Genomic DNA, 22,787 nt, shown 5'->3' on the forward strand with positions numbered 1-22,787 from the left:
AAGACGTCACATAGAAGAAGGGCGGCCCCGAAAGGCCGCCCCGTTGTCAGTCGCGTCGATTACTCGACCGTGTATTCGAAGGGCCACTCGTAGTCCGTGGCGGCCACGGCCTCCAGGTACGCCTGCATCACTTCGGTGCCGGGCATGCCACGGCCATCGGCCTCGGCGGCCTGCTGGCCCGGGAACGACGCGAGGCTTTCGGCCCAACCAGAGCGCACCTCGGGCGAGATTTCCGAGATCGTGGCCCCGGCCTCTTCCAGACCCGACAGGCCCGAGACCTGACGCGCGTTGAGCGAGGCACCGGCCTGCGCCTCATAGGCGGCGCCGACTTCCAGGATGATCGCCTGCACATCTTCGGGCAGGCGCGACAGCGAGCGTTCGTTCATCGTCAAAGCGTTCACGCCCATCGCGCCGAAGCCGATCAGCGTGTAGTAGGGCGCGGGCTCGTAGAAGCGGAAGCCCAGGTAGGCCGACGGGAACATCAGCCAGCCGTTATAGACGCCAGTTTGAAGCGACAGGTAGCCATCGGGTAGGGTGGATTGCACGGGGGTTGCGCCCGCAAATTCCAGCCAGGGCAGGTTCGGGCCCGCGCCGCCGATCTTCACGCCCTGCAGGTCTTCGACCGTTTCCCAGGGGTCGGTCGTGCCCAGGTGATAGTTGTCCCATCCGTGCAGGCCCAGAAGCACCTGACCGTATTCAGAGGTGAACTGCTCTTCCAGCCAGGGCACGGCGTCATAGACGGCGCGGGTGGCCGTCATCTGCACTTCACTGTCCTGCGGGCCGAAGGGCGCGTAGTAGGGGAAGTTGTGCAGGAACAGCTTGGCGGGCTCAAAGCAGATGCAATAGGCGCCGATGTCGAGGATGCCGTTCTCGACCGACTCCAGCGTCTCCGCCACGCCTGCGATGGCACCGCCGTAGCCTTCGACGAAGGTGACCGTATGCTCCGTTTCTTCGGCGACACGGCGTGTGACCTCGGGGACGAAAAAGCCAGAAACATCAGCGACATAGACCGCAGGGCCATCGGGGTGGCCGGATCCGATCCGCAGGGTGAAATCCTCTGCCAGCGCGGCGCCCGCGCCAAGCGATAGTGTCGTGACGGCCAGCGCCGTGCTCCGCAAAAATGCCTTGGTTGCCATTATAAACTCCTCCCATGATGGCGATGATAGTGTCAGCGGTCTGTCGCGGCTTTTGCCTTTGCGCTTTGGATGAATTCCTTATTTATCGACCGCTAATCACGCACATCTCCACATAAAAGTGCCGTCCGGTCAAGCGTTCCGCGTCACTATTTATCGATTGCTAAATAACTCCTTGACCCCCCGCACCGATGTATTAGCGTTTACAAATTGTCGCAGGGCAACAGACGGGGAGGGTCTGATGGGCGTGCCGATCAAACTATCGCGGGGGATCCATTTGATCTCCGCGTTCTGGACCATGGGCTTGGCGTTGCTGATCTTTTGCGACGTGATGGGGCGTCAGTTGTTCGGCACCCCAGTCCCTGGCACGAAAGAGATCCTTCAGAACTCCGTTGTGACCATCGCGTTCCTGCAACTGCCCCTCGCGATCTACTCGGGATCCATGCTGCGCACCTCGATCTTTGCCGATGCCGTGCCGTTCGTGATCCGGCGCCTTCTGCGCACGATCACGGCGCTTCTGGGCATCGCGGTCTTCGTGGCCTTGGTCTGGAGCACCAGCGACTCGTTCCTGGATGCCTACCGCATCGGCGAATACGAGGGCGAAGGCTCCCTGCGGGTGCCCACCTGGCCCGTGCGCGGCGCGGTTCTGGTGATGTCGGCCTTCGTGGCGCTGGCGTATCTGCACATGATCGTTCTGGATTGGCAGGGCAAACTCGACAACGAAATCGAAGCGCCGGGGGCCATCGCGCCGCCGGTCGCCGAATAAGGGGCGCGGCTGATGGGTGGTGATATCGTCCTGTGGATGCTGGGTCTTCTGATCCTGCTGATTTTGCTGGGAACGCACATCGGGGTGGCGCTGGCCGTCTGTTCGGGCCTGGGCGTGTTCCTGATGTTGGGCAGCTTCGAGGCGGCGATCTCGATCCTTGGCAATACGGCCTATGAGGCGATCCGGAAGGACGTGTTCGTGGTGATCCCGCTCTTTGTCCTGATGGGGGATTTCATATCAAGATCAGGGGCGGCGAGTGACCTTTACCGCATCTGTGACCGCTCCCTGAAGCGCCTGCCTGGGCGCCTGGCGATTGCAACAATCGCTGGCAACACGGTCTTTGCCGCCGTCACGGGCGTTTCTATCGCCGCGGCCGCCGCCTTCTCGCGCATTGCGTATCCGGAGATGAAGAAGGCCGGCTACAAGCAGACCTTCGCGCTGGGGGCCGTTGCCGGTTCTGCCTGTTTGGGCATGCTGATCCCACCCTCGGTCCTGTTGATCGTCTGGGCGATCCTGACTGAGCTTTCCGTGGGCGCGCTGTTCATTGCAGGGATCATCCCAGGCATTCTTTTGGCCGTGATGTTCGCGGCCTATGTGGTCATCTCGGTCATGCACAGGCCCGAGATCGCGCCCGCGTTCGAGGCGGATCTTGTGCCCCTGACCCGTACCGAGATCAGGTCCGAGCTTGTGGGCGGTCTTGGCATCCTTGGCCTGATCATGCTGGTCATTGGCGGCATCTGGCAGGGTTTTTTCACCCCGACCGAGGCCGCGGGCTTCGGGGCCATCGGGGCCTTCGTCATCGGCCTGATCAAGGGCATGCGCGGCAAGGAGATCCTCGACGCGATCTATCAGGCGGGCCGCACCACCGCGCCGATCATGTTCCTGCTGATCACCGCGCAGATGTATTCGCGCCTCTTGGCCATCGGCGGCGCGGTGCCCTTCATCCAAGGCCTCTTCTTCTCCATCGGGGCAGAGCCGTGGATGATCATCGCGATGATGATGGTGATCTGGATCATCCTGGGGATGCTGGTCGACTCGGTCTCGATCATCCTGTTGACCGTGCCGATCTTCGCGCCCATGGCTGTTCTTCTGGGCCTTGATCCCATTGCCTTCGCGATCTTCGGCATTCTGGTGATCGAGGCGGGTCTGCTGACGCCGCCCTTTGGCCTGCTCGTCTACACGGTGAAAGGCGCCGTGCCCGATCCGTCGGTCACCTTGGGGCAGATCTTCTGGGGCTCCACGCCCTACTTCCTGTTGATCCTGCTGGCGGCGCTGATCGTGCTGTTCATCCCGCAACTGGCGACCTGGCTGCCGCAGATCATGTTCTAGGGTTCGACCAATCGATCCAGTTCGGCGCGCAACTCGTCGAGGAACAGGTGCCCCTCGGGCGGCAAGGGCCTGCGGGCCGGTTCAATCACCACGAACTCCGAATGGAGCGGCGGGTCGATCAGCGGCGACACCCGCCGCACATCGCCGCGCGCGTCGGCACTGCAGATGATCCAGGGCAGGATCGTCACCCAGTCACTGGCGGCGACCAGTTCTAGCGTGCCAAGCATCGCGTCCATGTCCAGCACCCGGTCGATGGCGACGCCGTGGGTCTCGGCGTATTCCATGATCTTGGCGCGCCGCACGTTGGTGCGTGACGGCACGATCAGCTTCAGGGGCCCTTGGTCGGCGAGCCTGACCGGGGTCAGATGCGCCAGCCCGCGCCCGGCGCCTGAGACCAGCATTTCGCGCGACCTGTTGAGGTGCGTGACCTTTAACCCCGTCTCTCCGGCGAACCCCGGCACCAGCGCGAAGTCCAACGTCTGGGACCGGACCCGGTCCGTCAACGCACCGCTGTAGCCTTCGATCACTTCAACCTCGACGCCCGGATATCGGGCCGTGAACCGCTCCAACGTGGGCGCGAGGGCGGCGCGGGTGAAGGCGGGGATCAACCCGGCGCGGATCTTGCCTGTCACCTCGTTTCCGGTCGTGCGCGCCTCATCCTTCGCCTCGTCGAGGGTGCGCAGCACGTCTATGCATTGCTGGTAGTACCGCTGGCCCGCAGGTGTCGGCACAACCCCGTCACTGCTGCGCGCAAAAAGCGCCACGCCAAGCGCCGTCTCCGCCGCTTTCACATGCTGCGAGATCCCCGATTGGGTGGCGTTTTCCCGTGCGGCGGCCCGCGTGAACGAACCTTCCTCCACCACGGCGACAACGGATTGGATCTGGCGCAGCGTGACCATGGCGTCCTATCAACTTTCCTAATGGGATCGGTTATTCTTTATTATTTTCCCTCCAGCAACCCCCACCCTATCCTTAGGGGGCGCAACAGGGAGAGCTGCCAATGGACCTCGGTTTTTTTACCATGCCCATCCACCCCGTGGACAAGGACTGGCGTCAATGCCTGGCCGAAGACCGCGAGGCGTTTCTGCTGGCCGATGAATTGGGCTTCACCGAAGCCTACGTGGGCGAGCATGTGACGGATGGCGCCGAGCAGATCGTCAGCTGCACAATGTTCATTGCCTCTCTGGCCTCTGCCGTGAAGAACATGCGCCTGGGCACCGGCACCGTGAACATGCCCAACAGCCATCCCGCCAATGTGGCGGCGCAAGTGGCTATGCTGGACCATATGCTGGACGGGCGTTTCAACTTCGGCATCTCACCCGGTGGCCTTGCGTCCGATGCGGAGGTCTTCGGCAACCTTGATGCCAACCGGCAAGAGATGTTCCTGGAATGCATCGATACCGTGTTGAAGATCTGGGAGAGCGACCCACCCTACAACATCGAAGGCAAATACTGGAACATCACGACCGAGCGGACGTCGATGACCGAGATTGGCCAGGGCATCATGCCCAAGCCGCTGCAGAACGATCCGCATCCGCCTATCGTGGTCACCGCCGTGGCGCCGTTCTCCAAGGGCGTAACCGAGGCCGCCGCGCGCGGGTGGGATCCGATTTCCGCCAACTTCCTGATGCCCCAATGGGTGGCATCGCACTGGCCCAAGTACGTTGAAGGGTGCGAGCGTGCTGGCCGCCCGGCAGAGCTGGCCAATTGGCGTGTCGCCAAAAGCGTCTTCGTGGCCGACGACATGGACACAGCACGGGCCTATGCGACCGATCCCAACAGCCCCTACCGCTTTTACTACTCCCAGCTGTTCACCAAGCTGAAAAAGCACGGGCGGATCAACCTGTTCAAGGAACACAAAGATCAACCCGATGAAGAGGTGACGCTGGATCACGTGTGTGAACGCCTGATCATCTGGGGCACGCCCGACAAGGTGACGGACGAGCTGCTGCAATTCCGCGAGCAGACGGGCCAGTTCGGCACGCTTCTGGTGGCGGGCAAGGACTGGGCCGATGTGGATCTGGCACGGCGCAACATGGTGTTGCTGGCCGAGCAGGTGAAACCCGCCATCGACGTGGCAGAGGCCGCGCTGCGAGCGGCAGAATGAGCCGTCTGGACATCGGCGGCCATGGGTTGAATGTCCACATGGATGGAACCGGGGAGGATTGGTTGATCCTTTCCAACTCCCTTGGGGCGGATCTTTCGATGTGGGACGACCAGATCGAGGCGCTGACGGCAAAATACCGCGTGCTGCGCTATGACACCCGCGGCCATGGCGGCAGTGACACCACGGGCCCCGTGACGTTCGCGGACCTCAACGCTGACGTCATTGCCCTGATGGACGCGCTAGAGATCGATCAGGCCGCGTTCATGGGCCTGTCGATGGGCGGTATGACGGGGATGGGCCTGGCGGTGGATCATGCTGACCGCATCACCCGCGTCGTCTGCGCCGACGCACGCGCCGATGCGCCGCCGCCGTTCCAGGCCAACTGGGACACGCGCATTGCTGCCGTGACCGACGGCGGGCTGGAGGCGATCGTGGAGGGCACGCTTGGCTCGTGGTTCACCGAGGATTGGCGCGTCGCCAATCCTGAGCGCGTCACGCAAGTCCGAGCCATGATCCTCGCCAATGATCCGCGCGGCTATATCTCGTGCTGTCACGCGCTCAAGGGCCTTGATTGCCTGCGCCATTTGCCGAACGCCAAGGCGCCGATCTTCTATGTCGGCGGCGATCAGGACATGGGCGCCGCGCCCGCCGTGATGCAGGAAATGGCCGATGCCACGCCGGGGGGGCAATATGTGTCGATCCCCAATGCGGCCCACGTGGCCAACATCAACGCGCCCGAGGCGTTCAACGCGGCAATTGCAGAGTTCCTGGGTCTATAGCGTGATGTTCAGGAGGCCACGGGTATCCATCACGGCCTCCAGATGCGCGGCAAGGTTGTCCAGCGTCGCCTCTACCGTGGCATCATAGCTGACCGACTGCGCCACACCGAACTGCGCCAGCCAGGCGGCGCGAAAGGCATCGTCGCGAAACATTCCGTGCAGGTAGCTGCCCGAGACGCGGCCATTGGCGGAAATCGCCCCCTCCGGCTGGCCGTTCAGCTTCGCGAAGGGGCGGGCGCAATCGGGGCCTTGGGTGCGCCCGATGTGGATCTCATAGCCCTTGAAGGGCGTGTCCGAGGGCGCATGCACTGCCTGCACCTCGGTCAATCTCTTGTCGCCGGTCATGACGGTCTCGACGTCCAGCAGGCCTAGGCCGCTGTCCGTGCCTGCCGCCCCCTCGATCCCCACTGGGTCCGCGACCGAGTGGCCAAGCATCTGATAGCCACCACAAATCCCCAGCACATGCCCGCCGCGCCGCAAATGCGCCGCGAGGTCCACGTCCCACCCTTGGGTGCGCAAGTAAGCCATGTCTACGCGCGTGGATTTGCTGCCCGGGATGATCACCACGTCGGCGTCGCCGGGGATCGCCTCTCCGGCGTTCAACATCGTCAACCGCACGCCGGGCTCTTGCGCGAGCGGGTCCATGTCGTCGAAATTGGCGATGCGGCTCAGGCGCAGGCAGACGATATGCAGCCCCTCGGCGCGGGTGCGCGTGGTGATATCCAACGCGTCTTCGGCGGGCAGGTTTCCGGCATCGGCAAACCAGGGGATCACGCCGAACCCGCGCCAGCCGGTGTGCGCCTCGATCAGCTTGTAGCCGTCGTCAAACAGCGAAGGATCGCCGCGAAACTTGTTGATCATGAAGCCCCGGACCAGCGCGTTGTCTTCCTTGGACATCACCGCTTGCGTCCCCACGACCTGTGCGATCACACCGCCCCGATCGATATCCCCGCAGAGCACGACTGGCACCTTTGCGGCCTGCGCGAACCCCATGTTCGCGATGTCGCCTGCGCGCAGGTTGACCTCCGCCGGAGACCCCGCGCCTTCCACGATTACCAGATCGTGCTGGGATTTCAGCCGCTCGAAGCTCTCCAGAACGGACCTGAGCAACTGCGGTTTCAGCGACGCATATTCGCGCGCCCGCACGGTGGTCAGCCGTTTGCCCTGCACGACCACCTGAGACCCGGTTTCCGACTCAGGCTTCAACAAAACCGGGTTCATATCCGTATGCGGCGCCAACCCGCAGGCCAAGGCCTGCAACGCCTGTGCGCGCCCGATCTCTCCGCCGTCCGATGTCACGGCGGCGTTGTTCGACATGTTCTGCGGCTTGAACGGCGCGACCGACAGGCCCCGGGCCCGCGCGATCCGGCAAAGCCCCGCGACCAGCATCGACTTGCCCACGTTCGAGCCCGTGCCCTGGATCATCACCGCGCGGGTCATCTATGCCCCGTGGTACGGTTTGCGCGCCGTCTCACGGCCGTCGGCGTCGCGGTAGATCTTCACCCCGTCTTTGATCGTGACAGTTTCCCCGGTTTGGGAATACGTCACGACATCGTCGCCCGAACGTGTGCCGATCACCAGATAACGCACCGGAGAGTCTGATCGGTTCTCCAGGTGATGCCCCACTGCGACGCCCGCCTTGAAACAGGCCGTGTCGCCTGCGCGCAGCTCCGTTTCCACGCCCCCCTCCACCAGCGTCGCCACCCCGTCCAGCACATGCACCATCTCATCCTCGCGCGCGTGCCAATGGTTTTTGGACGCCGCCCCGCCAGGCCAAAGCGTTTCGATGAATGCGCCGAATTGGGTCAGCCCGCCAGCGTCCGAGAGCAACTCGGCGCGAAACCGGCCGATCTCATCCTCGCCTTCTTCGATCTTGGGGGCCGCGATCTTTGGCATCAGAACTCCACGCCCTTCTGCGCCTTCACGCCGTCGCGGAACGGGTGTTTGATCAACGTCATCTCGGTCACCAGATCCGCCGCTTCGATCAACTCGGGCTTGGCGTTGCGGCCCGTCAGGCAGACATGGGTCATCGGCGGCTTTTGCGTCAGCAGGAAGTCCACCACCTCGTCGATATCCAGGTAATCGTAGCGCAGCGCGATGTTGATCTCATCGAGCAGCACGAAGTCGATCTCCGGGTCCAGGATCTGCTCTTTCGCGATCTTCCAGCCGTTCTGGGCGGCGGCGATGTCACGCTCTTTGTCCTGGGTCTCCCAGGTGAACCCCTCACCGGACACGAAGAACCTGCACTCATCGGCAAATCGCTCGCGCAGAAAGCTCTTCTCGCCGGTCGCCCAATTGCCCTTGATGAACTGCACGACAGCACAGCCCATCCCATGCTGGATCGACCGCATCACCATGCCGAACCCGCTGGAGGATTTCCCCTTGCCCGGCCCGGTGTGGACCATGATCAGACCTTTTTCTTCGGTTTTGGTCTCCATCATCTTGTCGCGCGCGGCTTTGATCTTGCGCATTTTCTCGGCGTGGCGAGCGTTCTCGTCTGTCATGGCATGCTCCTCCTGCGGTTGCTCAAAGGCTTGGCGGCAATCGCCCCGATTGACAAGCCCGCTGGCCCGTGAACAGGCTTTCCCCGATGGTGCCCGAAAGGGCCTTAGAGGGAACGCGGTGCGACACCGCGGCTGCCCCCGCAACTGTAAGCGGTGAGCGGCCTCGCGTATGCCACTGAAACCAAAGCGGTTTCGGGAAGGCGCGGGGCAGGCTTTGACCCGTGAGCCAGGAGACCTGCCATCATGAACGCAACACTTGACCCGGGCGGGGTGTCCCGGAGGAGGATTGATGGACGACAAATTTGCCCCCCCACCGACCGAAGTGCTGGTCTGCGTCAAATGCCTGCGCGGCACCGAGGCGCCGGAAGAGGGCATTCGCCCCGGCCAGGCGCTATACAACGAGCTGATCCAGCGCGACATGCCCGAGGGCGTCACGATCCGCCCGATGGAATGCCTGCAGAACTGCGACAGCGGCTGTTCAGTCGCGATCCGCGGCGGTGACGCGCGCTGGACCTATGTCTACGGAAATTTCCTGGAGGCGTCGCATCCGGACATGCTGGCCGAGGGGATTGCCCTTTATCACGCCACCCATGACGGGCTGATCCCGTGGCGTTCGCGCCCCGAACACTTCAAACGCAACTGCATCGCGCGCATCCCGCCCGTGCTGACCAAGGAGGCCTAGACCATGGCTGACCTCGCAAAACTTCCCGTCACCGTCGTCACCGGCTTTCTGGGCTCGGGGAAGACGACGCTTATCTCACAGCTCATGCAGAACCCCGGCGGCAAGCGCCTGGCGATTGTCGTCAACGAATTTGGCGACGTGGGTGTGGATGGTGACATCCTCAAAAGCTGCGCCATTCCCGATTGCCCGGCGGAAAACATCATGGAACTGGCCAACGGCTGCATCTGCTGCACCGTTGCCGATGATTTCATCCCGACGATCGAGGCGCTGATGGCCCTGGACCCGCGCCCTGAGCATATCGTGATTGAAACCTCCGGTCTTGCGCTGCCCAAGCCGCTTCTGAAGGCGTTTGATTGGCCCGATATCCGCTCCAAGATTACAGTGGACGGGGTCATTGCTCTGGCCGATGCTGAAGCCGTCGCGGCAGGCCGCTTTGCCACGGATGTCGCCAAGGTCGATGCGCAGCGCTTGGCCGATGAAAGCATCGACCACGAAACGCCCCTGTCCGAGGTGTTCGAGGATCAGATCTCTTGCGCCGATATCATCCTGCTCACCAAGCCCGATCTCGCGGGCCCCGAGGGCATCGCCAAGGCCAAAGCGATCATCGCGGCAGAGGCCCCGCGTCCGATCCCGGTGGTTGAAGTGGCCGAAGGCGTCGTGGACCCCCGCGTGATCCTTGGGCTGGAAGCGGCGGCAGAGGATGACATGGATGCGCGCCCGTCGCACCATGACGGCCACCATGATCACGAGCATGACGACTTCGACAGTATCGTCGTGGATATCCCTGACGTCTCCGACCCGCTGGAACTGGTTGCCCGGATCGAGGAATTGGCCAAGACCCAGAACATCCTCCGCGTCAAAGGCTATGCGAATGTCTCCGGCAAGCCGATGCGCCTGCTGGTCCAGGCCGTGGGTGCCCGCGTCCGCCACCAGTTTGACCAGCCCTGGGGCGACCGACCGCGCCAGGGCCGCCTTGTGGTGATCGCCGAGCATCACGACGTGGACCCCAATGCCATCCGCGCCGTTCTGGCTCCCGCCCAGGCCGCCGCCGAGTAGCATGCCATGCACGTCGTCTTCCGCGAAAGCCACGGGTTAGAAGAGACAGAGACCCCAATAGATCTGGCGCAAACGCCCGCAGATCTGGTGGTGTTGTCGCTTTCTGATTCCGACCTCGGCGCTTTCGCGGCGGGCTGGCACCGTGCGAACGGTGCCTTGCCGTCGCTTCGGCTGGCCAACATCGCGGCGCTGAAGCATCCGCTGTCGGTCGATACCTATATCGAGCAGACGCTTTCTGGCGCGAAGGGCATCCTGATCCGCCTGATCGGCGGCGTGCCGTACTGGCCCTATGGGTTGCAACAGATCGAGGTGCTTTGCCGGGCCAAGGGCATCGTTTTGGCCGTCCTGCCCGCCGATGGGCGAGAGGACACGCGGCTCGATGATATCTCCACGCTGCCCGTTTCCACCCTGCGCCGCCTCCAGCACCTCTGCGATGCGGGCGGAGAGGTCGCGGCCCAGGCGGCTCTGGCGCAAATGGCCCTCGCGTCGGGTCTTTACGCGGGTCCCGTCCGGGGCGCCAAAGGGCTGCCGAGCGTTGGGGGATGGACGCCAGAGGATGGCGTCTGCTGCCCGGTCCTCGCCGTCCACTCCCAGCCGCTCATTCTGGTGACGTTTTATCGATCGTACCTGGTCTCGGCGGATCTCGCCCCGATCCGTGCGCTGTTCGAAGCCCTGCGCGCCAAGGGGTTTTCGGTCATGGGCCTCTTCGCACCGTCGCTCAAGGCCCCTATGGCGGCTGAATGGATGACCCGCCAGGTGGCGCATCTTTCGCCGGTGGCCATCGTCAATGCGACGTCGTTCTCGGGCAAAGGGGCAGGGGGGGCGTCGCCGCTCGACGCGGCGCAGGTTCCTGTCTACCAAGTCGCCCTTGCCACCTCTGGCGAGCAGGCTTGGGCCGAGGCCGAACGCGGCTTGTCACCCGCCGATCTGGCCATGCACGTCGTGCTGCCCGAGGTCGACGGGCGCATCTTCGCCGGCGTCGCCTCGTTCAAAGAGCCCGACACCCGCGACGACGATCTGCAATTCGCGCGCTATGCCCATAACGCGCACCCCGAGCGCGTCGAACACCTGGTGGACCGCATTACGGCCTGGCACGCGCTGGCGACGAAACCACCCTCTGAGCGGACCCCCGCCCTGGTCCTTTCCACCTATCCCGGCCGTTCCTGGAACGCCGCCCACGCCGTCGGTCTCGATGCCATCGCATCGGCCAATGCAATCCTCGCGGACCTGTCAGAGGCAGGGCATGACGCGCCGGGTTCCGTCTCGGGCGACGACCTTGAAGCCGCTGAAATCATTTGGCCTTTCGCAGATTACAAACGCGCCTTGGGCACTCTTCCCGCATCGCTTCAGGACGATCTCCACACCGCATGGGGCGGCTGCGAGGAGGACGCGTCAGCGACCGAGGAGGGACTGGCCCTGCCGATCATCCGCCGCGGAGCGACCCTCATCGCCTTGCAGCCTGAACGCGGTAATCCATCCCTGCGCGACGCTGAATACCATGACCTGGCCCGCGTGCCCCGCCATGCCTACGTCGCCTTCTACCTTTGGATGCAAAGACATGCCGACGCCCTGATCCACATCGGCGCCCATGGCACGCTGGAATGGCTGCCGGGCAAATCCGTGGCGCTTTCCGCCGACTGCTGGCCCGACGCCCTTACCGAATGCCTTCCGGTCATCTACCCCTTCATCGTCAACGACCCCGGCGAGGCGGCCCAAGCCAAACGCCGCATCGGTGCCGTCACCCTGGGCCATGTGCCCCCACCGATGAAGGCGTCCAAAACACCCACCAGACTTGTCCGGCTGGAGGCGCTTTTGGACGAGTTCTCCAACGCCGACGGTCTGGACCCCAAACGCCGCGACCGACTGCAAGACGACATCCGCGCCGAGGCGCAAGCCCTTGGCGTGGAAGGCGATTTGGGCCTCGACGCCGCTTCTTGTCCGGCCGAGGCCCTCACCCGCATCGATCGCTTCGTGTGCGATGTGAAAGAAAGCCAGTATGGCCACGGCCTCCACGTCTGGGGCCGGCCAGAGGCTGACCAAACCGCCTTTGACAGCTCCTCCTCGGCCCTCGCGGAACGCGCGGCCCTCCTCGCAGCATTGGATGGCAAGCGCATCTCCGCCGGTCCCTCCGGATCGCCCTACCGGGGCCGAACGGACGTTCTGCCCACCGGGCGCAATCTTTTCACCACCGATCCCCGTTCCGTTCCAACCCGCGCCGCCTACGCGCAAGGCGTTGTTTTGGCAGAGGAATTGATGCGCCGCCATCTGCAGGACGAAGGCGATTGGCCCAAGGGCCTCATCGTCGATCTCTGGGGGTCGGCGACCATGCGCACAGCCGGTGAGGAATTTGCCATGGCCCTCGCCTTGTTGGGCGTGCGCCCGATCTGGGATGCCGGGTCTGAGCGGGTTTCTGGCATCGAGGTCCTGCCCATCGCCGAACTTGACCGTCCCCGCATCGATGTCACGCTCCGCGTCTCGGGCCTGTTCCGGGATGTCTTCCCAACGCTGTCGGCCCTCTTCAACCAAGCGATCCGAGCGCTCTCCGCCCGCGACGAGGCGCTCGATTGGAACCCCTACGTGGGAACGCAGACGTCTCGCGTGTTCGGCCCTGCACCCGGCAGCTTTGGGGTCGGCATCGGCCCGCAGATCGGCGATTATTCCGAGGCGGCCCGCGCGGCGGCGGGGGAGGCCTGGCTTGTTGCCTCTGCCTATGCGCTGGACGGGGACACGATCGCCAAGGATGCGGACGGTCTTCGCGACCGTGTGGCCAAAGCTGATGCCTTCGTCCATCTACAAGATCTGCCGGAAACCGATGTCCTGCTGGCCGAAGACTACGCCACCCATGAGGCCGGGTTCCTCGCGGCACAAACTGTCACCGGGGGGGCGGCCAAGGCCTATCATCTTGACGTGACAGACCCGTCCAAACCCCGCGCGCGCGCCCTGACCGAAGAGATCGCGCGCGTCGTTCTGGCCCGCGCCTCCAACCCGGATTGGATCGCTGGCATGTCGCGTCACGGGTTCCGCGGCGCGGCGGAAATTGCGGCAACGCTGGAAAACATGGCCGCTTTCGCGCAGCTGGCCCCGGTCGTGCCGTCGCATCTCTTTGACCTCTACTACGAGGCCACGTTGGGCCAGCCAGAGGTCATCGCGTTTCTCGAAGAGGCCAACCCAGGCGCGCTGGCCGCGATGCGTGACCGCTTCACAGCGCTGCACGCAGCAGGCCTTTGGCAATCGCGCCGCAACTCGATCCTGATGGATCTGGAGGCGGCGGAATGAACGGGTCGCTCGACAAATCGCCCGAGATCAAACGCCAAGAGATCAAAGGCTGGTGCCCCGGCGCCTACCGCCCGATGGCCTCCGGCGACGGGTTGGTCGTGCGCGTGCGGCCCTGGATGGGCGAGGTTTCATCGGCTCAGGCCCTCGCGCTTTGTGACCTGGCAGAGCGCTTTGGATCGGGGACTTTGGAGTTGACCAGCCGCGCCAACCTGCAGATCCGAGGCATCGAGGAGGCTGACCACGGGGCCGTCATTGCAATGCTGCTGGAGGCAGGCCTGCTCGACGCAGACCCGAGCCTGGAGGGTCGGCGCAATCTTGTCATGACGCCGGATTGGCAGCCTGGGGACGAGACGCACCAACTGGCGAAAGCGCTGCTGCATGCCCTGCCGTCGTTGCCGGACGTCCCGGCCAAGTTCGGCTATGCCGTCGATACCGGAGCCGAGCGTTGGGTGGCGGAAGCGCCCGCCGACATCCGTTTCGAACGCGGCCATCGCGGTGGTCTAATCATCGTGGCAGATGGCGCCGACGGCGGCATGCCGGTGACGGTGGACACGGGGCAGGAGGCGCTCACGGCGCTTTTGGCCTGGTTCGTCGACACTGGGGGGCGGGCGTCGGGCCGGATGGCCCGGCATCTAGCGCAGACGCATTTGCCGCCGGAGTGGACGCAAGTGCCCCGGAGTGCCTCCAAGCGCACGATCAATTGTACCCTCGGCACCCTGATTGGCGTACCCTTCGGACAGATCGACACGCGCGCTCTTCGGGCACTTCTGGCGGATAACACACTCAAAATGCTGCGCGTTTTGCCGGGCCGAACCCTCCTCGCTAAGCGCTCCTCGCAGCATATCCCAGAGGGGTTTTCCCCCCCCGACGACCCCGTGCTCAACGTCCACGCTTGCACCGGCGCGCCGGGATGCCCGCAGGCGCTCGGGCCCACACGCGCGCTGGCACGGACGCTCGCCAAAACGCTGCCCGACGGCGAAAGCCTGCACGTCAGCGGCTGCGCCAAGGGCTGTGCCCACCCCCGTGCGGCGGATCGGACCTATGTGGCGACGCAAAGCGGGTTCGACCTTGTCAGCAAGGGCGCGCCGTGGGATGCGCCGGAAGCGCGGGGCCTCTCCGCCGATGCCATCCTCGACCGACCGCAACAAAGATAGACTGACCAGACCATGCCCTACGAATACGAGAAGAACGGCGCCGCGATCTATGATGAAAGCTTCGCGACGATCCGGGCCGAGGCAAACCTCGCGCGCTTCGATGCCGATGATGAGCAGGTCGTCGTGCGGATGATCCACGCGGCGGGCCTCGTGGGCCTGGAAGAGAACGTGCACATCGCCCCGGGCATGGTGGCCGCCGCCCGTGCAGCTCTGAACGCGGGCGCGCCGATCTTCTGTGATGCCTATATGGTCAGCGAGGGCGTGACCCGCAAACGCCTGCCTGCGGAGAATGACGTCATTTGTACGCTCCGCGACGCCCGTGTCCCGGCGATGGCCGCAGAGTTGGGCACGACCCGGTCGGCCGCGGCGCTGGAGCTGTGGCGTGACCGTCTGGACGGCGCTGTCGTGGCCATCGGGAACGCGCCGACCGCGCTCTTCCATCTTCTGGAAATGCTGGAGGACCCAGACTGCCCGCGCCCGGCCGCGATCATCGGCTGTCCCGTGGGCTTCGTGGGCGCGCGTGAAAGCAAGGACGCGCTATGGGAAGCCGCGCCGTTGCCGTCGCTGATCGTGGAGGGGCGCCTTGGCGGCTCTGCCATCACGGTGGCCGCAATCAACGCTATCGCGAGCCGCGCGGAATGAGCGGCCCGGCAAAAGGTACAGTCTATGGCGTGGGCCTTGGCCCCGGCGACCCGGACCTGATGAGCGTCCGCGCTGATCGTCTCGTGCGCGGCTCCAAGCATATCGCGTTCTTCCGGAAACTGGGCCGCAAGGGCCGCGCGCGCGCCATCGTTGACGGGATGCTGCGCACGGATGCCATTGAATTCGCGATGGAATATCCGGTGACCACCGAGATCCCGCTGACCGACCCGCGCTACAACGAGGTTCTGTCCGCTTTCTATGAGGATTGCACCCGGCACCTCTGTGCCCTTTCATCCGAAGGCGAAGACGTCGTTGTCCTTTGCGAGGGCGATCCGTTTTTCTACGGCTCGTTCATGCATCTCTTTACGCGCCTGAAGCCCACTTGCGATGTGCAGGTCGTGCCTGCGATTACTGGCATGTCGGCGGCCTGGACCGCCTCCGGCGCGCCGATCACCTGGGGCGATGATATCCTGTCGACCGTCATGGGCACGCTGGATGAGGCTGCCCTGACGGACGCCATGACCCGCGCCGATGCGCTTGTGGTAATGAAGATCGGGCGCAACCTGCCGAAAGTGCGCCGGGCCCTGGCGGCGGCGGGCAAGTTGGACCGCGCGGTACTTGTGGAATACGCGAGCATGGAGGGGCAGACCGTGCGGCCCCTGTCGGAGTTCACCAAGGATACTCTGCCCTATTTCTCGATCATCGTCGTGCACGGACAAGGGCGGCGTCCATGAGCGGCTGGGTCGTGATCGCGGGCCTGGGCCCGGGGGCAGAGGACCTGATCACGCCCGAGGCGACGGCTGCGATCGAGGCGGCCACGGATGTCGTCGGCTACATCCCCTACGTCCGCCGGATCACGCCGCGCGCCGGTCTGACGCTCCATGAAAGTGACAACCGGGTGGAGCTGGAGCGGGCGGCCCATGCGCTCAACATGGCCGCCGCAGGGCGGCGCGTAGTGGTGGTCAGCTCGGGGGACCCGGGCGTGTTCGCCATGGCCTCCGCCGTGTTCGAGGCGGTTGAGGCGGGCCCGACGCCGTGGCGTGATCTCGACATCCGAGTGCTGCCCGGCATCACCGCCATGCTGGCGGCCTCCGCCGCTGCGGGCGCGCCGCTGGGGCATGACTTTTGCTGCATCAACCTGTCAGACAACCTCAAGCCATGGGCGCTGATTGAAAAGCGCCTGCGCCTTGCGGCAGAGGCGGATTTCGCCATGGCCTTCTACAACCCGCGCTCCAGGTCCCGGCCCGAAGGCTTTGTCAAAACACTCGACATTCTGCGCGCCTGTTGTGAGCCTGAACGGGTCATCATCTTCGCCCGCGCGGTTTCAACGCCGGAGCAGGCCTTGCGCGTGACAACGCTGGCCGAGGCCACGCCCGATATGGCGGACATGCGAACCGTCGTCATCGTCGGCTCGTCGCTGACCCGAGTGATCGAACGTGACGCCGAGCCAATCGTCTACACGCCCCGCTTCGTGTCAGAGACGGCGGTGGTGCCATGACCCAGCCACGCCAGAACCTCGGACGCGGTAAAGGCCTCGATCCGGTCGGGGATCGCAGGCCGGTCGATCATGATCACCGGCAAGGACAACGCCCGCGCGGCGGCGATTTTCGCGTAGGCCCCGGTGCCGCCTGCGTTTTTCGACACCACCAGGTCGATCCCATGGGCCTGCATCAGGGCCTGATCATTGGCCTGCGTGAACGGCCCGCGCGACACCAGCACCTCGGTACGGGGCAGGGGCAGAGCCGCTTTGGGTGGATCAACCAGACGCAGCAGGTAGAAGTGCTGCGGGTTGGGGGCGAACTCGGCGAGATGCATGCGCCCGACGGCCAGCATCACGCGGGCAGCGGGGCGGTCGAGCGCCGCGACGGCGCCCGCGATATCGGGCACATGGGTCCAGTTGTCGCCAGCCTCAGCCCGCCACGGCGCGCGGGTCAGGGCCATCAGCGGCACGCCTGTTTTGGCGCAGGCACGGATCGCATTCAGGCTCATCTGCGCGGCGAAGGGGTGGGTCGCGTCCACGACATGGGTGATGGCCTGAGCGGTAAGGTAGTCCGCAAATCCCTCCACCCCGCCGAAGCCGCCGACCCGTTGGGGCAGGGGCTGGCGCACGGGCCGTTCCACCCGGCCTGCGAAGGACACCATGCCGGTGATCCCCGCCTTTGCCACCGCCCGCGCCAGGGCCGTGGCCTCAAGCGTGCCACCAAGGATCAGGAGGTTGGGCGTCATGGCTAGCCTTGCATGGATCACGATTGTCGGGCTCGGCGAAGATGGACCGGAGGGGCTTTCGCCTGCAAGCCGAGAAGCTATCGCGGCGGCGGAAATCATCATGGGCCCGCCGCGCCACCTCGCGTTGATCGGCGACACGAAGGCGCAGCAGGTCCCCTGGCCCGTGCCTTTCGCCGACGGCATCGACGTGCTGCGCGGCTACAAGGGGCGCGCGACCGTGGTTCTGGTCTCTGGCGATCCGTTCTGGTTCGGGGCAGGACGCGCGATCTCTGACGCCTTCCCGCCCGAGGCATGGCGCGCCATTCCCGCGCCGTCCACCTTCGCCCTTGCTGCCGCGCGTCTGGGCTGGCCGTTGGAAGACACGCTTTGCATCGGCCTCCACGCAGCTCCGTTTCAGCGGTTGCGCCCGCACCTCGCCCCCGGTTTGCGCGCCATCGTCCTGCTGCGCGATGGTCCGGCGGTGGCGGCATTGGCCGCATACCTGGCGGAGAAAGGCTTTTCCGTCAGTACCTTGACGGTGTGTGAGGCCCTCGGCGGGCCGCGTGAGGCAATCACCCGCCTCTCCGTCGCGCAAGCCGCGACCGGCGCCTTCGCGCACCCCGTCTGTGTCGCCCTGGAAGTCGCCGGGGACGGCGCCGTGTTGCCCTGCGCCTCTGGCCTGCCGGACGATCTATTCGAGACCGACGGCGTCATGACAAAACGCCCGATCCGGGCGCTCACCTTGTCCGCACTGGCCCCGCGCGCCGGGGAACACCTTTGGGATATCGGTGGCGGGTCGGGCAGCATCGCCGTGGAATGGGCGCTGTCCCATGTCACCTGCACCGCCACGATCATCGAGTCCCGCGCCGACAGGGCAGCGCTGATCCGTGCCAATGCAGAGGCCTTCGGGGTCGCAGGCCGCATCGATCTTCAAGAGGGAACCGCCCCGGCAGTGCTCGAACCCCTGCCGCCGCCAAGCGCGGTCTTCATAGGCGGCGGGTTGTCGCCCGCAATGCTGTCGCACGTGCTCGCCTTGCCGAAGGGCACCCGCATCGTCGCCAACGCCGTGACCCTGGAGGCCGAGGCGCTGTTGGCCCAGGCCCAGGCCACCCACGGCGGCGCGTTGATGCGTGTCGATATTTCCCATGCCACGCCGCTGGGGGCCAAGCGGGGGTGGACCTCGGCCTATCCGGTCGTGCAGTGGAGCGTCACGCTATGATCGTCGCAGGCTTCGGATTTCGGGCAGCCGCAACGGGCGACAGCCTGCGCGACGCCTATGCGCGCGCAGGCGCCACGGCAGAGCTTTTCGCGACGGCGTCCGACAAGACCACAGAAGAGGTGTTCACGGCGTTTGCCGCCGAAAAAGACGCCCAGGTGATCGCCGTGTCGCCCGAAGCGCTCGCCGCGCAAGCCACGCTCACCCAATCCCAAGCCTCCCGCGCCGCCCGCAGAACCGGCTCGGTCGCGGAGGCCGCAGCGCTTGCCGCCGCTGGCCCTGGCGCCAGGCTTTTGGCCGCTCGTGTCGTCTCAGCCGACCGGATGGCGACCTGTGCCCTCGCTCAAGGAGATCCCCCATGACGGTGCACTTTATCGGCGCAGGCCCCGGCGCGCCGGACCTTCTGACCCTACGCGGACGTGACCTGATCGCGGCGTGCCCGGTCTGTCTTTATGCGGGCTCCCTCGTGCCCGAGGCGGTGCTGGCCCACTGCCCAGAGGGTGCGCAGGTCATCAACACCGCGCCGATGGCGTTGGACGATATCATTGGGTCCATCGCCGTGGCCCATGATGCGGGCAAAGACGTGGCGCGCCTGCATTCGGGTGATCTGTCGGTCTGGTCGGCGATGGGCGAACAGATCCGCCGCCTCGACGCCCTGGGCATCCCCTACACGGTGACGCCCGGCGTGCCCTCCTTTGCCGCCGCCGCCGCGAGCTTGGGCCAGGAACTGACGCTGCCGGGCGTCGGCCAATCGCTGATCCTGACCCGCACCCAGGGCAAGGCAAGCTCGATGCCCGAGGGCGAAAGCCTTCAGAACTTTGGCAAAACCGGCGCCACCCTGGCGTTGCACCTTTCCATCGGGCAGCTCACGCGCGTGGTGGCGGAATTGACCCCGCACTACGGCGCCGAATGCCCCGTCGCGGTCATCTACCGTGCCTCCTGGCCGGACGAGAAGATCATCCGCACCCGCCTAGGCGCGCTGGAACAAGCGGTGGACGACAGTATCGCGCGCACCGCACTGATCCTTATCGGCCCGGCAATCGGGGCCAGTGACTTCACCGAAAGCCGCCTTTATGCAGCGGATTACGACCGCCGCTACCGGCCGCAAACAGCCGACAGCCCCTGGTCGGAATGGCAGCACGGAGATGACTGAATTGAGCACGCTTCCCCCCGGCCTCCTCGTCTCGGCACCCTCGTCGGGGACAGGCAAGACAACCGTGATGCTTGGCCTTTTGCGGGCGTTGCGCGACGATGGACTGACCGTGCAGCCGTTCAAGTCCGGCCCTGACTACATCGACCCGGCCTTTCACCACGCGGCCTCTGGCAGAGCGTCCTTCAACATCGACACCTGGGCCATGGATGACGCGCTGCTGTCGGCCATCGGGGCGGAGGCCGCGGGCGCGGACATCTGTGTGGCCGAAGGCTCCATGGGCCTCTACGACGGGGTCGCCACGCGCGGGCAAAGCGGGTTTGGCGCCTCGGCAGAGACGGCGCAGCGCATGGGCTGGCCGGTGGTTCTGGTGATCGACGCGGGCGGGCAGGCGCAATCGGCGGCGGCCACGGCACTGGGATTTCAGGCCTATATGCCAGAGCTGCCCATCGCGGGGGTGATCCTGAACCGTGTGGCCTCGCCCCGCCATGAACGGCTGATCCGTCGGGGCATGGATCACGCGGGCCTGAACGTTCTGGGCGTGCTGCCCCGGCGCGGCGATCTGGCGTTGCCAGAGCGGCACCTAGGCCTGATCCAAGCGATTGAGCACCCAAATCTTGAAGCCGCCATCGTGGGCTATGCGGCCTTCCTGCGCGAGAACGTGGACCTGGCCGCGATCCGCGCGGCGGCCCTGGCAGGGCCTGCGCACGGTCCCGGCACCTTTCCGAAGCCGCCCGCACAACGCATCGCGCTTGCGCGGGATGCGGCCTTCTCCTTCACCTATCCCCATCTGCTCAAGGGGTGGCGCGAAGCGGGGGCCGAGATCCTGCCGTTTTCCCCCCTTGCCGATGAGGCCCCGGACGCCAGCGCCGACGTCGTCTGGCTGCCCGGCGGCTATCCGGAGCTGCACGCAGGCAAGCTGGCCGCAGCCGAGAATTTCCGTACCGCGCTGCAGGCCCATGCCGCAACGAAACCAGTCCATGGAGAGTGCGGGGGCTACATGGCCCTTGGCGCCGGGCTGATCGACAAAGACGGCGTGCGCCACCAGATGGCCGGGCTGTTGGGGTTGGAAACGTCCTACGCCAAGCGCAAGTTCAACCTCGGCTACCGCCGCGCGGTACTTTCCGAAACCATGCCTGGGTTCACAGCCGGAATGGCCCTACGGGGTCATGAGTTTCACTATTCCAGCATTCTTCAACAGCCCGATACGCCCCTGGCCGACGTCTTTGATGCCGACGGAAACTCCGCCGCCCAGACCGGATCCAAGCGCGGCACCGTCAGCGGAACCTTCTTCCACATGATCACGGAGGAGGCGCAGTGACGGGCTTCGTCTCCTTCGTGGGCTCCGGCCCCGGCGATCCGGAACTGTTGACCCTGAAGGCGGTGGACCGCCTGAAACGTGCCGATGCGGTGTTGTTTGATGACCTGTCTTCGGGCCCGATCCTGTCTCACGCGCGCAGCGGCGCGGACCTTGTGGGCGTTGGCAAGCGGGCAGGGCGCCCTTCGCCAAAGCAGAACCACGTGAGCCGTCTCTTGGTGGATTATGCACAGACGGGCCAACGCATCGTGCGCCTGAAATCCGGGGACAGCGGGCTTTTCGGGCGGCTGGAAGAAGAACTCGTCGCCCTGCGCGCGGCGGGCATCCCCTATGAGATCATCCCCGGCGTCCCCTCCGCCATCGCCGCCGCTGCTGCGGCGGGCATCCCGCTCACCCGGCGCTTGACGGCGCGGCGCGTGCAGTTCGTGACCGGCCACGACGCCTCGGGCGAATTGCCCCAGGACATCGACCTCAACGCGCTCGCGGACCCGACGGCCAGCACCGTTGTTTTCATGGGCAAACGGACGTTTCCCAAGCTCGCGACGGCCCTGATCGCCAAGGGGCTTCCCGCCGACACGCCCGCGCTGCTGGCCGAAGCCGTCAGCACGCCGGATCAGGCGCTGCACCGGATGACACTTTCCGAGCTGATCGAAAAGCTCAGCGCCGAGGTCGGCACCGCCCCCGCTTTGATCCTTTACGGACCGCTGGCCGATGCCGATTGACCTCTGGCTCATCGGGATCGGAACCGGCAATCCGGAGCATGTGACGCTGGAGGCGCAGCGCGCACTGCGCGACACGGCGTTGATCCTGGTGCCCCGCAAAGGGCCGGATAAATCCGACCTGGCGGAATTGCGGCACCGGATCATCAAGGACGCGGGCGCAACCGCACAGATCCGGGAATTCGACTATCCCACACGCGACGAAACGCTGCCCTACAAGGACCGCGTACGCGCCTGGCACGACGAGATCGCGCGGCGCTGGCAGGCGGCCATCGGCGACAGCGACGGCCCCGTCGCGCTGCTCGTCTGGGGTGATCCGTCCCTCTACGACAGCACCCTGCGCATTGCCACGCGGCTTACCCCGGCACCCAAGCTGCGGGTGTTGCCCGGGATCACCGCGCTCCACGCTTTGACGGCGGCCCATGGTATCACCTTCAACACGCTGGCGGGGGCCGTCGTGGTGACAACGGGACGGCGGTTGCGCGATCATGGCTGGCCCGAGGGAGCCGAGACGGTCGCCGTCATGCTGGATGGAAAGTGCAGCTTTCAGGACCTGGACCGCCGCGATCTGATGATCTGGTGGGGCGCCTATCTGGGCATGGCAGAGCAGATCCTGGACCACGGTCCCTTGGCGGAAACGGCCCCCCGCATCATTGCGGCCCGGGCAAAGGCGCGGGCGCAGCATGGTTGGATCATGGACACATATCTATTGCGTCCCAAGGGGTTGGCGTAACCGCGCCACGCGGCCCTG

23 protein-coding genes and 1 riboswitch are annotated in these 22,787 nt (G+C 65.3%); of the genes, 17 read left to right on the top strand and 6 right to left on the bottom strand.

Going from position 1 to position 22,787, the window contains the following annotated elements:
* Positions 1-59: 59 nt before the first annotated feature.
* Entirely contained in the window at positions 60-1,136 is a 1,077-nt protein-coding gene (locus AC6I9R_RS08560; RefSeq protein WP_461425153.1) for a C4-dicarboxylate TRAP transporter substrate-binding protein, read from the bottom strand.
* A gap of 238 nt (positions 1,137-1,374) precedes the next feature.
* On the opposite strand from AC6I9R_RS08560, the gene AC6I9R_RS08565 reads away from it, so the two are divergent.
* On the top strand, positions 1,375-1,899 hold the full coding sequence (locus tag AC6I9R_RS08565) for a TRAP transporter small permease (RefSeq protein ID WP_461425154.1): 525 nt from the start codon (positions 1,375-1,377) through the stop codon (positions 1,897-1,899).
* A 12-nt stretch (positions 1,900-1,911) separates the two neighbouring features.
* Positions 1,912-3,228: a TRAP transporter large permease gene (locus AC6I9R_RS08570; RefSeq protein ID WP_461425155.1), complete on the top strand. Its 1,317-nt coding sequence runs from the start codon at positions 1,912-1,914 to the stop codon at positions 3,226-3,228.
* Here the strand turns inward: AC6I9R_RS08570 and AC6I9R_RS08575 are convergent.
* Positions 3,225-4,127: a LysR family transcriptional regulator gene (locus AC6I9R_RS08575; RefSeq protein ID WP_461425156.1), complete on the bottom strand. Its 903-nt coding sequence runs from the start codon at positions 4,125-4,127 to the stop codon at positions 3,225-3,227. The two genes, AC6I9R_RS08570 and AC6I9R_RS08575, sit on opposite strands and share 4 nt — an antisense overlap.
* 101 nt (positions 4,128-4,228) lie before the next feature.
* On the opposite strand from AC6I9R_RS08575, the gene AC6I9R_RS08580 reads away from it, so the two are divergent.
* A complete protein-coding gene (locus AC6I9R_RS08580) occupies positions 4,229-5,335 on the top strand; it encodes an LLM class flavin-dependent oxidoreductase (RefSeq protein WP_461425157.1) in 1,107 nt (368 codons plus the stop codon).
* The gene (gene pcaD, locus AC6I9R_RS08585) at positions 5,332-6,114 is read left to right on the top strand and encodes a 3-oxoadipate enol-lactonase (RefSeq protein WP_461425158.1); all 783 of its coding nucleotides are present in this window, start codon (positions 5,332-5,334) and stop codon (positions 6,112-6,114) included. The genes AC6I9R_RS08580 and pcaD overlap by 4 nt, the downstream gene beginning before the upstream one ends.
* Here the strand turns inward: pcaD and AC6I9R_RS08590 are convergent.
* From AC6I9R_RS08590 to cobO, 3 genes are read right to left on the bottom strand one after another with little or no spacing between them, the layout of a single operon-like run.
* Entirely contained in the window at positions 6,109-7,554 is a 1,446-nt protein-coding gene (locus tag AC6I9R_RS08590) for a cobyric acid synthase (protein WP_461425159.1), read from the bottom strand. The genes pcaD and AC6I9R_RS08590 overlap by 6 nt on opposite strands.
* The gene (locus tag AC6I9R_RS08595) at positions 7,555-8,010 is read right to left on the bottom strand and encodes a cupin domain-containing protein (RefSeq protein WP_461425160.1); all 456 of its coding nucleotides are present in this window, start codon (positions 8,008-8,010) and stop codon (positions 7,555-7,557) included.
* Positions 8,010-8,618, bottom strand: coding sequence for a cob(I)yrinic acid a,c-diamide adenosyltransferase (gene cobO, locus AC6I9R_RS08600; protein WP_461425161.1), 609 nt, complete (start codon positions 8,616-8,618; stop codon positions 8,010-8,012). Before cobO ends, AC6I9R_RS08595 begins: the two co-directional genes overlap by 1 nt.
* A gap of 70 nt (positions 8,619-8,688) precedes the next feature.
* A riboswitch (cobalamin riboswitch) is annotated at positions 8,689-8,875 on the top strand.
* Between the two features lie 32 nt (positions 8,876-8,907).
* Here cobO and AC6I9R_RS08605 point away from each other — a divergent pair.
* From AC6I9R_RS08605 to cobJ, 7 genes are read left to right on the top strand one after another with little or no spacing between them, the layout of a single operon-like run.
* The gene (locus tag AC6I9R_RS08605) at positions 8,908-9,300 is read left to right on the top strand and encodes a DUF1636 family protein (protein ID WP_461425162.1); all 393 of its coding nucleotides are present in this window, start codon (positions 8,908-8,910) and stop codon (positions 9,298-9,300) included.
* 3 nt (positions 9,301-9,303) lie between these two features.
* Positions 9,304-10,356: a cobalamin biosynthesis protein CobW gene (cobW, locus tag AC6I9R_RS08610; protein ID WP_461425163.1), complete on the top strand. Its 1,053-nt coding sequence runs from the start codon at positions 9,304-9,306 to the stop codon at positions 10,354-10,356.
* A gap of 6 nt (positions 10,357-10,362) precedes the next feature.
* Complete coding sequence (gene cobN, locus AC6I9R_RS08615) at positions 10,363-13,632, top strand: cobaltochelatase subunit CobN (RefSeq protein ID WP_461425164.1); 3,270 nt, start codon at positions 10,363-10,365, stop codon at positions 13,630-13,632.
* On the top strand, positions 13,629-14,786 hold the full coding sequence (locus tag AC6I9R_RS08620; RefSeq protein WP_461425165.1) for a ferredoxin-like domain-containing protein: 1,158 nt from the start codon (positions 13,629-13,631) through the stop codon (positions 14,784-14,786). The genes cobN and AC6I9R_RS08620 overlap by 4 nt, the downstream gene beginning before the upstream one ends.
* Before the next feature lie 12 nt (positions 14,787-14,798).
* Complete coding sequence (locus AC6I9R_RS08625; RefSeq protein ID WP_461425166.1) at positions 14,799-15,428, top strand: precorrin-8X methylmutase; 630 nt, start codon at positions 14,799-14,801, stop codon at positions 15,426-15,428.
* Positions 15,425-16,162 carry a precorrin-2 C(20)-methyltransferase gene (gene cobI, locus AC6I9R_RS08630; protein ID WP_461425167.1) on the top strand — a complete coding sequence of 246 codons (738 nt, stop codon included), beginning with the start codon at positions 15,425-15,427 and terminating at the stop codon, positions 16,160-16,162. The genes AC6I9R_RS08625 and cobI overlap by 4 nt, the downstream gene beginning before the upstream one ends.
* Positions 16,159-16,926 carry a precorrin-3B C(17)-methyltransferase gene (gene cobJ / locus AC6I9R_RS08635; RefSeq protein WP_461425168.1) on the top strand — a complete coding sequence of 256 codons (768 nt, stop codon included), beginning with the start codon at positions 16,159-16,161 and terminating at the stop codon, positions 16,924-16,926. Before cobI ends, cobJ begins: the two co-directional genes overlap by 4 nt.
* On the opposite strand, the gene AC6I9R_RS08640 is transcribed toward cobJ, so the two are convergent.
* Entirely contained in the window at positions 16,884-17,654 is a 771-nt protein-coding gene (locus AC6I9R_RS08640; RefSeq protein ID WP_461425169.1) for a cobalt-precorrin-6A reductase, read from the bottom strand. The two genes, cobJ and AC6I9R_RS08640, sit on opposite strands and share 43 nt — an antisense overlap.
* Here AC6I9R_RS08640 and cbiE point away from each other — a divergent pair.
* From cbiE to cobF, 6 genes are read left to right on the top strand one after another with little or no spacing between them, the layout of a single operon-like run.
* Positions 17,653-18,852: a precorrin-6y C5,15-methyltransferase (decarboxylating) subunit CbiE gene (cbiE, locus tag AC6I9R_RS08645; protein ID WP_461425170.1), complete on the top strand. Its 1,200-nt coding sequence runs from the start codon at positions 17,653-17,655 to the stop codon at positions 18,850-18,852. The genes AC6I9R_RS08640 and cbiE overlap by 2 nt on opposite strands.
* A complete protein-coding gene (locus AC6I9R_RS08650; RefSeq protein WP_461425171.1) occupies positions 18,849-19,211 on the top strand; it encodes a cobalamin biosynthesis protein in 363 nt (120 codons plus the stop codon). Before cbiE ends, AC6I9R_RS08650 begins: the two co-directional genes overlap by 4 nt.
* On the top strand, positions 19,208-20,002 hold the full coding sequence (cobM, locus tag AC6I9R_RS08655; RefSeq protein WP_461425172.1) for a precorrin-4 C(11)-methyltransferase: 795 nt from the start codon (positions 19,208-19,210) through the stop codon (positions 20,000-20,002). The genes AC6I9R_RS08650 and cobM overlap by 4 nt, the downstream gene beginning before the upstream one ends.
* Entirely contained in the window at positions 19,995-21,320 is a 1,326-nt protein-coding gene (locus AC6I9R_RS08660; RefSeq protein ID WP_461425173.1) for a cobyrinic acid a,c-diamide synthase CobB, read from the top strand. Before cobM ends, AC6I9R_RS08660 begins: the two co-directional genes overlap by 8 nt.
* Positions 21,317-22,039, top strand: coding sequence for a uroporphyrinogen-III C-methyltransferase (gene cobA, locus AC6I9R_RS08665; RefSeq protein WP_461425174.1), 723 nt, complete (start codon positions 21,317-21,319; stop codon positions 22,037-22,039). The genes AC6I9R_RS08660 and cobA overlap by 4 nt, the downstream gene beginning before the upstream one ends.
* A complete protein-coding gene (gene cobF, locus AC6I9R_RS08670) occupies positions 22,029-22,769 on the top strand; it encodes a precorrin-6A synthase (deacetylating) (RefSeq protein WP_461425175.1) in 741 nt (246 codons plus the stop codon). The genes cobA and cobF overlap by 11 nt, the downstream gene beginning before the upstream one ends.
* Positions 22,770-22,787: the final 18 nt, after the last annotated feature.

It is taken from the genome of Gymnodinialimonas sp. (assembly GCF_059726805.1).

Excerpts from the sequence above, each read along its gene's own strand:
- pcaD (WP_461425158.1), top strand. The coding sequence starts at position 5,332 with ATGAGCCGTCTGGACATCGGCGGCCATGGGTTGAATGTCCACATGGAT.
- AC6I9R_RS08640 (WP_461425169.1), bottom strand. The coding sequence starts at position 17,654 with ATGACGCCCAACCTCCTGATCCTTGGTGGCACGCTTGAGGCCACGGCC.
- AC6I9R_RS08575 (WP_461425156.1), bottom strand. The coding sequence starts at position 4,127 with ATGGTCACGCTGCGCCAGATCCAATCCGTTGTCGCCGTGGTGGAGGAA.
- AC6I9R_RS08595 (WP_461425160.1), bottom strand. The coding sequence starts at position 8,010 with ATGCCAAAGATCGCGGCCCCCAAGATCGAAGAAGGCGAGGATGAGATC.
- cobF (WP_461425175.1), top strand. The coding sequence starts at position 22,029 with ATGCCGATTGACCTCTGGCTCATCGGGATCGGAACCGGCAATCCGGAG.
- AC6I9R_RS08625 (WP_461425166.1), top strand. The coding sequence starts at position 14,799 with ATGCCCTACGAATACGAGAAGAACGGCGCCGCGATCTATGATGAAAGC.
- AC6I9R_RS08565 (WP_461425154.1), top strand. The coding sequence starts at position 1,375 with ATGGGCGTGCCGATCAAACTATCGCGGGGGATCCATTTGATCTCCGCG.
- AC6I9R_RS08620 (WP_461425165.1), top strand. The coding sequence starts at position 13,629 with ATGAACGGGTCGCTCGACAAATCGCCCGAGATCAAACGCCAAGAGATC.
- AC6I9R_RS08650 (WP_461425171.1), top strand. The coding sequence starts at position 18,849 with ATGATCGTCGCAGGCTTCGGATTTCGGGCAGCCGCAACGGGCGACAGC.
- cbiE (WP_461425170.1), top strand. The coding sequence starts at position 17,653 with ATGGCTAGCCTTGCATGGATCACGATTGTCGGGCTCGGCGAAGATGGA.
- cobM (WP_461425172.1), top strand. The coding sequence starts at position 19,208 with ATGACGGTGCACTTTATCGGCGCAGGCCCCGGCGCGCCGGACCTTCTG.
- AC6I9R_RS08590 (WP_461425159.1), bottom strand. The coding sequence starts at position 7,554 with ATGACCCGCGCGGTGATGATCCAGGGCACGGGCTCGAACGTGGGCAAG.
- AC6I9R_RS08660 (WP_461425173.1), top strand. The coding sequence starts at position 19,995 with ATGACTGAATTGAGCACGCTTCCCCCCGGCCTCCTCGTCTCGGCACCC.
- AC6I9R_RS08580 (WP_461425157.1), top strand. The coding sequence starts at position 4,229 with ATGGACCTCGGTTTTTTTACCATGCCCATCCACCCCGTGGACAAGGAC.
- AC6I9R_RS08570 (WP_461425155.1), top strand. The coding sequence starts at position 1,912 with ATGGGTGGTGATATCGTCCTGTGGATGCTGGGTCTTCTGATCCTGCTG.
- cobJ (WP_461425168.1), top strand. The coding sequence starts at position 16,159 with ATGAGCGGCTGGGTCGTGATCGCGGGCCTGGGCCCGGGGGCAGAGGAC.
- AC6I9R_RS08560 (WP_461425153.1), bottom strand. The coding sequence starts at position 1,136 with ATGGCAACCAAGGCATTTTTGCGGAGCACGGCGCTGGCCGTCACGACA.
- cobN (WP_461425164.1), top strand. The coding sequence starts at position 10,363 with ATGCACGTCGTCTTCCGCGAAAGCCACGGGTTAGAAGAGACAGAGACC.
- AC6I9R_RS08605 (WP_461425162.1), top strand. The coding sequence starts at position 8,908 with ATGGACGACAAATTTGCCCCCCCACCGACCGAAGTGCTGGTCTGCGTC.
- cobI (WP_461425167.1), top strand. The coding sequence starts at position 15,425 with ATGAGCGGCCCGGCAAAAGGTACAGTCTATGGCGTGGGCCTTGGCCCC.
- cobO (WP_461425161.1), bottom strand. The coding sequence starts at position 8,618 with ATGACAGACGAGAACGCTCGCCACGCCGAGAAAATGCGCAAGATCAAA.
- cobW (WP_461425163.1), top strand. The coding sequence starts at position 9,304 with ATGGCTGACCTCGCAAAACTTCCCGTCACCGTCGTCACCGGCTTTCTG.